Source organism: Parapedobacter sp. GCM10030251, assembly GCF_042666505.1.
Taxonomy (GTDB): domain Bacteria; phylum Bacteroidota; class Bacteroidia; order Sphingobacteriales; family Sphingobacteriaceae; genus Parapedobacter.
This window is the reverse complement of the sequence record NZ_JBHTDN010000015.1, coordinates 62,466-72,252: the sequence shown is the minus strand read 5'-3', so window position 1 is coordinate 72,252 and position 9,787 is coordinate 62,466. Positions and strand designations below refer to the sequence as shown.

The following is a 9,787-nucleotide window of genomic DNA, read 5'->3' as shown; positions in this document are numbered from 1 at the left end:
CACAGTCGGTAAGCTGCGTTTCATTCAACCATTGCAGATAATTGACATCGTGCACGTTAGCCGCCGTAATACCGAAATGAACAGGAACCCCCGAACGGGAAATGACCAGCTGCATCTTGAACCCGTATAATAATGCAGACGGTGGGAGGCATGGTATCCCCGGCTTGGATGCACCCCGGGATCCTCCCTGCAGATGGTCGTGCGGCTTGATCTTACAGGCTGGCAGACCGGCACGGGTATGGAATCCAGGATATACCGGTCCGCTGCCGGGTCGATGATCCGGGCGATGGAATCAGACACCCACGGGATGTACTTCTGCATCCTGCGTTTGCGCCTGTTGTAATTTGACCTATCCGGTAAATAACTGAAATACTGCGGATAGTCGCTCTTTATCTTCCCGTACAGGTAATTCTCCGAATCGATCCCGAGCGCTTCGGATGTCAGGGAAAGGGCGATGATGTCCAGGTCACTCATCCGGGGTTTGTTCCGGTAACGCTCCAGATTCCCGTCGGCATACAGGTATTTTGACAGAACAGATTTGCAAATCCGCCGTATCTTCTCGAAATTCGTCTTTAAGTTGTGCATATAGAAAAATGTGAGAAACTTTTCTAATATATTGAATATCAGTATAATGCACAACTTATTTGTTAATTTAACTACCATAAACTATAACGCTCTCAAACCGCACAACTGGTTATTAATAATATACTTGTCAAAACGTTAACGGCAAAAAAACTCTTATAATACATCAATGCTCCTCCAACCTTATAATGGAGAGACTTAGTTATTACAAAAAGACAGGCAAAAACTTTATCATAAAAATTCAACTTCATTTTATGTGGCTAACGCGTTCCTTCTTTGGTAGTATTTAAAACATCAACTTGTCAAAAGGGATTTTTCTTTAACTTGAAAAATAGGATACACGACTCCAAACTCCTCCAAATAAAACAGCTTTCCTAGTTTCACCAATTCACATAATTCTTTCTGAATAAAATCAATATCAAATCCAAAATGGAATCATTTTGGATTTGTCTTAGTATATTCGCCGAACTTCCAAATACTGAATTTTATCGGATAACCATTTTCTGGTAAATAGTCAAACTCACAAACAACGCTATCGTTTTCAAGCTTGCACCCTCCCCCATGATAAAAATATTGGTACGCTCCAATTATTCCCACGTCCTTTTGTCTACGAAAATCATCATGACTCGTACCAGCATTTTTTAACAGTTTTTCAAACCCGTCGATAAACTCAAAATAATCGACTACTATACGTATTACAGTTTTCATTGGAATAGGCCTTTCTGTATGTCTTTTACTTTACTCTTGATCATTGAATCTCAGCATTTGCTCTCTAGAAATGAGAGACCCATTGTCAAAGCCTATATAGTTTCCAATTGAACAGATCAGATCTATTCATCTATTGAATGGGCTATTTTTCACTTATTCGGGCCCCTCTTTCGTTCGGCTTGTTCAGTTCGGACAGTTTCTCCTTCGGCGTGGCGCTGTCTATAGGCCTTGCAGCATCAGCCCGGCCTCGTCCGTCTTTATTTGTCTTTCGACATCCGACGGCACTGGAGCGATCTCCGCCTCTAGCTCGACCTTGTTCTTTTCCACCTAGCCCATACACACGAACGTGTTGAGGCAGAGACCCGCCGACTCGATCCTCGTGCCTTTTATGTACTACACCTCAGGCTCAAATAAACCAATTCCTGCGGCATTCGCATCACGTCGGCAAAAAGTCGTTGACTACAGCTTTAAGCCGCTTGCTTCGGAATCGTCAGGAAAAGGCAATGTACTGTTGACTGACAGCTACATGAAACCTTTTTAGACAGCCCTCCTGATTTTTATAATTCTTCTTTGACTGCGGGTAGTAAGAAAACTTCTCCCTTGTCGGCTAACTCTTTTATGCCTGCCTTTGACAATGCTCTGTTGGTAAACGGCAAAATATGACTATTAAAAAGTTTCTTCAAACGCTCTATCCTAATATTATCCTCCATTGACTCATCAAAATCTAAGACAGCTTTATATTCAGGTGTTTCATTTGCCGTGATATGTCCCATTGAACTTTTTATTAAGTCTTTATCTGGAGCATAAGTTCTTTCAAAAGCACCCTGAATAAATATCTTTATCAGAAGTTGATAGTAATCACCAAAGTTGGATTTTTGAAGCTCAAGCACAGCGATACATTCCGAGCTTTCCTTATACCAACCACCAAAGGCACTTTTAAACTCGTTGGCCTTGGCCAGTTCGCTAAACCTTTTTTTAAACTCTTTGCTGTCCATTATCAATACGTATCTAAAACAATTCTCCATTGAACGCCTTTAAACTGCGGATATTTTTGCAGCATTGCAGGCGACTGTAACTCTTGTAAGTACATTTGCAATTGCTTTTGCCCTTGCAAAATGGCTCTGGGATTGTTAGGCTTCAATTCATAAATTATGCCGTTTTCCACATCAAGGTAATCTATTCGCTTTCCACTTAATAACCTAAATTCTTTACCTACTTTACCCGCATGATACGCTTTATGCATCTGTTGCCCAAGCTGTAAACTGGACTTGGTAAACTGTGTGCTCGTCTTAGCGGCAAAACGCAAAGTTAAATAACTGCCTAACTTCGAAAATAACTTAGATGCTATCGCGCCCCCGGTATAGTATGAAGCTGTCTCTAACCCCGCCTCTAGCGTACCGCCTAACAGGTATGCTGCCCCCGTCGCAATATTGCCCTTTCCGAATTCCTGACCAGCAAGAGCTCCCATTCTGCTGCCGGGAACCAGGTCAACCAAAGCGTTGGCCACCGAAGTGGTATTCTCTTCCTGCTTTTTCTTCTTTGGCTTATCCTGATCCGCCTCCCACACTGCCTCATCCTGCTCTTCCTCACTTATCCCCGTCATATTTCGCATATGCCACAGCTGTGCCCGAAGCATTGCTTCTTCTGGGCCCCTTCCATCCGGATCAATATACTGCATCGGATTATTGAACGCATAGTTGTAAGGGCTGTGCCTTCGCATCTGCTCCGCCAACGGATCAACCGTACTCCACCTTCCAATCACCGGGTCATACAGCCTCGCGCCGTAGTCATACTGCTTGATCCCGTCTTGCAGCTCTTTCCCGTTATAAAGGTAATTATTTTTCGGGTTACCCGATCGTATATATTGCTGGTATTGGAGCCCGAACGGATAGTAATCAGCGGTGAAGTTAGGTACCGTCACATTGGTGCCCTGACTGAAACCTACCCGGTTGTTGCCTAGGTGGTCCCTGAGGTAATACTCATATGTATAAGTGCTGCCGCTCTTCAATATCCGGCCCTCCTCCGTTTGGATCAGCTCGATTAATCCATCCACGTACTCAATGCCGTCAATATAATCACGCACCTGCCCATTGATCCCGTTTACACTCCTCAGTTTCCGGCCGTCCGCATCATACGTATAAGTCACATTTCCAGCAACCGCCGTGATGCTATTCGGCAGGTTCAGGTGATTGTAGGTGACTGCTGTGATGTTGTTCTTGTTGTGCGTGCTGGCAGCGTTTGTATTTTCCCGCTTTTTCAGGTTGCCGTTTCCATCGTAGGTGTAAGTGGTGGTTCCCGGCAGTTGATAGGGCTCCGTCGTATGTATCGTCACCGTGCCGTCCAATACAGAGGACAAGCGGCCATTGGCATACGTATAGCTCAACTGGTCCACAACGGTGCTGTTAATGCCCGTCCGAACCAGCGTGTTGATGTTACCCATTTTATCGTATGTCAGCGTCTCCTTGCCCTTGTCACCGGCCATCGTCCCCTGCGTCAGCCGGTTCAGTGCATCGTAACTATAACTGTAGGTGTCCGACACCGACGCGGGGGTAGGCGATGCGGTATTATGCCGGGTCATTATCTGATAGGCGATATTACCGTTATATTGCTTATTGGTTCCTTCCGTATATTGCAGTACTTGTTTGAACAGCGGCGAAGACATTTCCGACAGCCACCCTCGCGGGTTGTACTTATAGGTAACCGTTTGTCCGAAACTGCTGCCGGTGGTACGATGCATTTTCTTTGTCAGCAATTGCCCTACTCCGTTATAATCGTTTCGGGCAATCAACGTAGGAGTTCCCGTACCCGGATTCACGGTCTTCCAGGTTTCCAGCAACCGGTTCCGATGGTCATGTTTATTCTCCGTCTTTACCGTCACCTGCAGGCTGGCCGCCGTACCAGCCGTGTTAATGGCATAGTGCTTACGAGTGCTGGTCTGCTGCTGCCCACTGAAGCTGTACGTAAGGTCCGTCTCATCGTAATCATACACACTGGCCGTGCCCCCTCCCAGAAAGTGCTGGTTGAATTGCTTGACAACCTGCCCCTTGTCGTCATAGTAGAGCACACTCCACAGCATATTTGTCGTGCCTGTACCATTATTCAACACTTTTGTACGGCTCACCGTTGGCAATCCCCTGGTCATATTGCTGCCGGTATGGGCATACGTAGACGGAAGACCGGGTACGGCATAGTTATCGTAGTACTGCAATGTCAACGTGGTGGTGATGTAATTCGTAGGCCAGGCGACATTCGTGTAACCCGTACCCGTTGTTGTGCGACTCTCCCGAAGGTTTGCCTTCGCCCACCCGCTCACCGTACTTTGCAGCGAACTGCGGGTGACAGCCGTGTTATTATTGTTCCATATTCCTGTCAAGATCACCCGCCCTAGCAGGTCATATTTCGTGATAGTCCATTCTTTGGCAAGACGCTGTACGCTGTCCTGCGTAGCCACCAATTCGTCATTATCATTATACACCAGATATTCCCGTCCTTTGCCGGGAAGTTGCTTTTCCACCAGCCGATTTCTGCCATCGTATTGGTATTGGTAGGCGTATGTAGCTAGCCAAGTAGTCAGTGCACTACCTGTGGGTATATTATCCCGGTCAGGTTCGGCGCCCGGCGTCAGCACAAAGGTTAAGTTACCGTAGTCGTCGTAAACATAGTAGGTGCTCAGTACCTGCACAACGCTACCTGCTTTATTGAACATACGCCGCAGCACGACCCGGTCATTCTTATCGGTATACTCTTCCACCGTACTTATCCGATTGTCCGCACCGGAAGCAGGCATCCAGTTCTCATCCTTTGTAACGGTTACTCGCAGTTGATCGGCTGCATACACTGCACCCGCAGCTAGCGTCAGTGTGGGAACCCAGGTAGTCGTATTCACGCTCACACCGTACCTCACGACTCTCCGCATGGTATCCTGTGCCGAAAACGGCGATGCGTTGTTCAACAGATACTCCGACACCACCGTCCGGCCGCTACTGCCGCGTGTTTGCGCGGGTTGCCATGCCGACCCCGGTGCTCCTTGCTCTGCTACACGATTCAGGGGAGAACGCTCAAATATCGTTTGCGCAAAAGGAAACGTATTGGCGGTTTGTCCTGACGGAGGTGTACCGCTATAAAAGGTACCTTGGGCGGCAACTGCATCCGTTTTGTAAGCCCCTCCTCTCCCCGTTACCGTAGTATACGGTAGGTACTGCGTGGCCTCCCTGCCGAATGCGTCATACGCGACAGGCGTTACCACATCCTTATAATCCGGGCTTCCTTTAACCTCTACCGCCTGGATCAGCCTCCCTAACCCATCAAAATATTGTACCTGCTCCATCAGATCGGTGGTCGTCGGATTGGCAGGAACCGATAGGTGGGGGTTGAGGTAGCTACGGGATCGAATGTAATTACGGTTCGTACTTGCATTGCTGTTCAGAAGTTCCACATCCGTAATGTAAATCCGGGTCTGCTGTCCAGCGGCTACATGGAAGCCTGGCAATAGCCGAATGCTGTTTTTTGCAAAGATTTCCGGCTGGCCGCTGTAAACACTGTAGGTGGTGTCCAAAGGCTGGGCGAACACGGGATAGCCGGCTGCCATAACCAATCCCGTGGCCAGTAACCGGAACGACAAACTTATTTTTCCTTTCATGACGGCAGTTGTTATGGTTATAAATTCATGACCGATATGGTGTACGATTTGCCTTTATTCAACATTACGGTCTGACCGGGTTGAAAGGTGATGGTCTGAGATGTTGAATCATCTGTGAAGTAATACCATAGCAGGTCATCGATGGTAAAACGAAGATTCCCGCCGAGCCGTATACTGAGTTGGTATTCGCCTTCAGGGAGGTATATACTGTCATAATCAGGTGTTTCATTCCAATTAATGTGCTTAATACGCCGGGTGGCGACCACCGTCCCATTCCGGATAAAATCAATTTCTACATTGGCGAGCAGACTATAGTTTTCCATATACAGTGAACCCAATTCGATATGCGCCGTGTTAACAGTGGTAGGACAGGCCGGCAGATCGGGAACAAGTATACCAGCCTCCGCTTCGTTTTCAGCTGCTGTCATCGCTAAATCCATTCCCGCCGCGATGTACTTGCCGCCCGAAACCACGTAATTATACGGCTGAAAAATGCCGCCCGGACAATTCCGGTAATGCGTACGTAATACGGGGACATTCGTATGGTGATTGAGTGCCAGTTGCCAGGAAGTCGGCCCCTTCAGACGATATTCATATTGGTTGACAATCTGCGCATTATGATTTTTCTGGAGCGTAAGCCGACCGATTGGATCATATTCATAATACGTATTCATACCTCCCGGATTGGTAACGCTGCTCATCCCAACTAATCTCTTATAGGTATAGGTATTAATTGCATGATCGCTGACAAAAGCACTGTACAGCCCGTTCAGCAGCGTGCGAAGGGCGGCATCACTGGCGGGATCGTTGATCTGTACGTTGCTCTTATACGTAGAAGGGACGCTAAGATAATTAACGCCCTCTAGTTTGGCTACCGGATATAATCCATTATATCCCCAGATATACGATGTACGGACACCGTCCGGTCCGATGGTCTGCTGGATATTGGCGTATTGATCGTACAGATCGAATGTCAATTCCGTACGGAGCGCCTGCCCTTTTTGCGAACTGCGTATCGTCGAGGGTGCAATAAACCCGAAACCGGCCGAGTGGGTAGCATAATCGGTACGTCGGCGGGAGATCTCCACGCCTGACCTGGTTTCCACTTCCTCAATTGGCACATTGAGCCGACATGCTGTCACCATCTGGTCATAAACCGATGTCCCGGTAAAATTGTACGGATAACGGATGGTTTTAGTGGTTGCCTGTCCTTTGCTATCGTAGGTTATGATCTTGGACGGCTGGATGTAAGGCAGATTGTCATAGGTATAGGACCTAACAACTTCATGGACCCTAGATTGTTCGTAATGGGTTTCCTCTTCACTGGTCATCAAAAGGCAACCAACCGGGATGCCGTATTCTTCCATAACGAAATCCGGAATGGGATGACTGTAACCTCCTCCGTCGGAATCGTCATACAGATTGCCATTAAAACTGCCGTCAATCGTATAAAGAACTTTGGGAAAAGAATAGGCCACCTGTATCTGTTGTGGGCGAAGGTAACGCATATATTCATAGGCCTTACGATGCACCGGCTGAAAACTAAAATCAGACATTGCCCTATATCGTGTCACCGATTTAAGGGCTCCCATCAATCCTTCCGTTTTCAAGTAAAGGATATTGGTGCCCGCAGCGCGGCTTTCGGTACGCAATGGGGCGTCCCAGCTGTCGTGGAACTCACCGGGCGGATAGTATTCATAGACGGTTTTGCCGCTTTGTTTGCCTAAATCGATCTGGTACTCCGACACTTTGGTATAATAAACCGGAGCACCGTTGGCGTAGGTATAATCCAATGCCGAGGCGGACTCATACGTGGTTTTGGTTTCTGCCGCCAAAAACGTTAAGCAGGATCGGTCGAGGCAGGGTGGCCAAGTTGCGAAATCCGCAAGGTAAACCAAGTCCTGTTGGTAGCTTACCGCATCATAGAAACCAGCACCCGGCTCTGGCGCCAGCCGTGGACGGTTGATCAGTATTCCGGTGCCCTGCTCGAAGTCTCCGTAACGATAATATTGCTGGCTCACCGGCCGGTAGTTTGTCGGATGCGTATTTTCCGCGTCGTAGTAACTAATACTGCGGATGCGCAATCCGCCGCCCAGCTGCGGAAGTTTCGGGCTCCGAGTACCGTCGAAGAAATTTTCGTCATACCGGTTAGCCTCGAAATCGAAGTCCGCAAAACCGCCGGTTGGATAAATGATCCGCTTGAGGACGCCCCGCTTAATGGCCGTCTCATCAACCGTTTCGTTCCATTCGCCCCCGCCGATGGTGAGCGGGAGGTTGGGAGTGAATACCCCACATGAGCCTATGAGTTCAAAGTAACGGGGATGCACCAATTTCTTGCTCGGAATTGATAGCGGATTGCCGCTCATAGTGGCATAGGGAATCTCCACTGTATGGGCATTGGGATAGCCCCAGGCATCGTGCCCTTTCAGGTGGTTGCCGTAGCAGAATTTATCGTTATACAGCAGTGCATACCGCTCGTATATGTTGCTCCCGTTCCGGAGGTGCAGCGAATCCAGATATCTGGCGCCCTGAAAATTGTATCCGTTATAAAGTTTTGATTCGGGCTCATACCATGCCTTGGTGTAGGAATGAAAAAAATGCAAGGATTTCAGCTCGATTCCCTTGGCATCTTCCACTCGGACGTAATTTAATTTGTCGGCTCCATTAAACACTACCCGCCCTCCACGAAAGGTTATCGATGAAACAGAAAGGCCGTAGACGGTGTTGGAAGACCCACCGGAACCCGGCTCATAATGCGAATATTGTTTATCCACAAATGCGCCACTGTTTACGTAAGGAACATGCAGATAAGAATAGTCACTTCCGGCAGGCCTAACCCAATATTTGGGAGATGAGACATGATGAAACTGCACATCGTTAGACGCGAATCCATTGTAATCGGTCAGCATATTCAGCGGGTACTGGTCAGAAGTGTGATAGATATCAGAGTAGTTGTTACAGGGCTCATCGTTGCTGTAATATTCAATCTTATCCCGATAGCTGCGGTATGTGGCCTCTGCTTTTTTTTCATAAGAAAAAACAATTTCGTCCGTACCTGTCGCATTAATAATCTTTTTACACTTCCACGTAGTCCGCGCACAGTCCATACAGGTACCACCAGAGCTGGAACTTGAAGTTTCGATTCCATAGTCTTTCAGGTCGTCCAAATCCAAACTGGTTCCCGGTGCCCCAAAATGATACACAGTACCGTCCGAGTCGGTAATGATAAAACGCCCGTTATCAAATTGAATCCGGATGTTGTCATGGGGAACGGGCACGATCGCGTACCCCGTCCCGGTATCATTCTTCATGAAGTAGAACGAGCCGGATTTATTAAGCAGCTTGTAGTTGAATTTGTCAGGCATCCCGTCTTTCAACCCCATCGCCAATTCATACGCGTTGAAAAATGGAAAAAGGGTGCTGCTGCTCCAGAACGGATACGGGCAGGAGGGGCAGTTGCCACCGCTTCGATAAAACGATTTGGTCAGTTGATTTCCGATATATCCCATATTTCCCTTGAAATCATCGAGGCCGTTCACCGTCCGTGTGATCTGTAGATCGCTGCTGAGCGACCACCCCAGCCCGGCCCGGGTGGCCTGCTCGTTGATGCGGAACCCACCTGCGTGGTAGACCAACTCAATAGGCAGCTTCAATCCGCCGACATTGATCTCATAGAAAGGAATCCGTATATCGGGAATGCCGGTATTATGATTGACGGGATAGTTAACCATCTTTGCCAGTGCCGCTGCCTCTGGAGACACAGGAACGATTTGAGAATTATCCTGGCTTAGTACATGCTTTCCGGAAACGGATAGCAGGGATATCAAAACAATTTTTTTTAAAGGGTTCATTACAGCC

The 9,787-nt window shown here is 47.9% G+C and carries 5 protein-coding genes; all 5 read right to left on the bottom strand.

What is annotated here, in order from left to right; translation table 11 throughout:
* Positions 1 to 24: 24 nt before the first annotated feature.
* Complete coding sequence (locus ACFQRK_RS22565; protein WP_379010557.1) at positions 25 to 585, bottom strand: hypothetical protein; 561 nt, start codon at positions 583 to 585, stop codon at positions 25 to 27.
* Positions 586 to 1,017: 432 nt separating this feature from the next.
* On the bottom strand, positions 1,018 to 1,290 hold the full coding sequence (locus tag ACFQRK_RS22560; protein WP_379010555.1) for a DUF6896 domain-containing protein: 273 nt from the start codon (positions 1,288 to 1,290) through the stop codon (positions 1,018 to 1,020).
* Between the two features lie 557 nt (positions 1,291 to 1,847).
* Positions 1,848 to 2,285, bottom strand: a complete 438-nt coding sequence (locus ACFQRK_RS22555; RefSeq protein ID WP_379010554.1) for a DUF4304 domain-containing protein — start codon at positions 2,283 to 2,285, stop codon at positions 1,848 to 1,850.
* A gap of 2 nt (positions 2,286 to 2,287) precedes the next feature.
* Positions 2,288 to 5,929: a DUF6443 domain-containing protein gene (locus tag ACFQRK_RS22550; protein WP_379010552.1), complete on the bottom strand. Its 3,642-nt coding sequence runs from the start codon at positions 5,927 to 5,929 to the stop codon at positions 2,288 to 2,290.
* 17 nt (positions 5,930 to 5,946) lie between these two features.
* Complete coding sequence (locus ACFQRK_RS22545) at positions 5,947 to 9,780, bottom strand: hypothetical protein (protein ID WP_379010551.1); 3,834 nt, start codon at positions 9,778 to 9,780, stop codon at positions 5,947 to 5,949.
* Between the last annotated feature and the right edge of the window lie 7 nt (positions 9,781 to 9,787).

Excerpts from the sequence above, each read along its gene's own strand:
- ACFQRK_RS22565 (WP_379010557.1), bottom strand. The coding sequence starts at position 585 with ATGCACAACTTAAAGACGAATTTCGAGAAGATACGGCGGATTTGCAAA.
- ACFQRK_RS22555 (WP_379010554.1), bottom strand. The coding sequence starts at position 2,285 with ATGGACAGCAAAGAGTTTAAAAAAAGGTTTAGCGAACTGGCCAAGGCC.
- ACFQRK_RS22545 (WP_379010551.1), bottom strand. The coding sequence starts at position 9,780 with ATGAACCCTTTAAAAAAAATTGTTTTGATATCCCTGCTATCCGTTTCC.
- ACFQRK_RS22550 (WP_379010552.1), bottom strand. The coding sequence starts at position 5,929 with ATGAAAGGAAAAATAAGTTTGTCGTTCCGGTTACTGGCCACGGGATTG.
- ACFQRK_RS22560 (WP_379010555.1), bottom strand. The coding sequence starts at position 1,290 with ATGAAAACTGTAATACGTATAGTAGTCGATTATTTTGAGTTTATCGAC.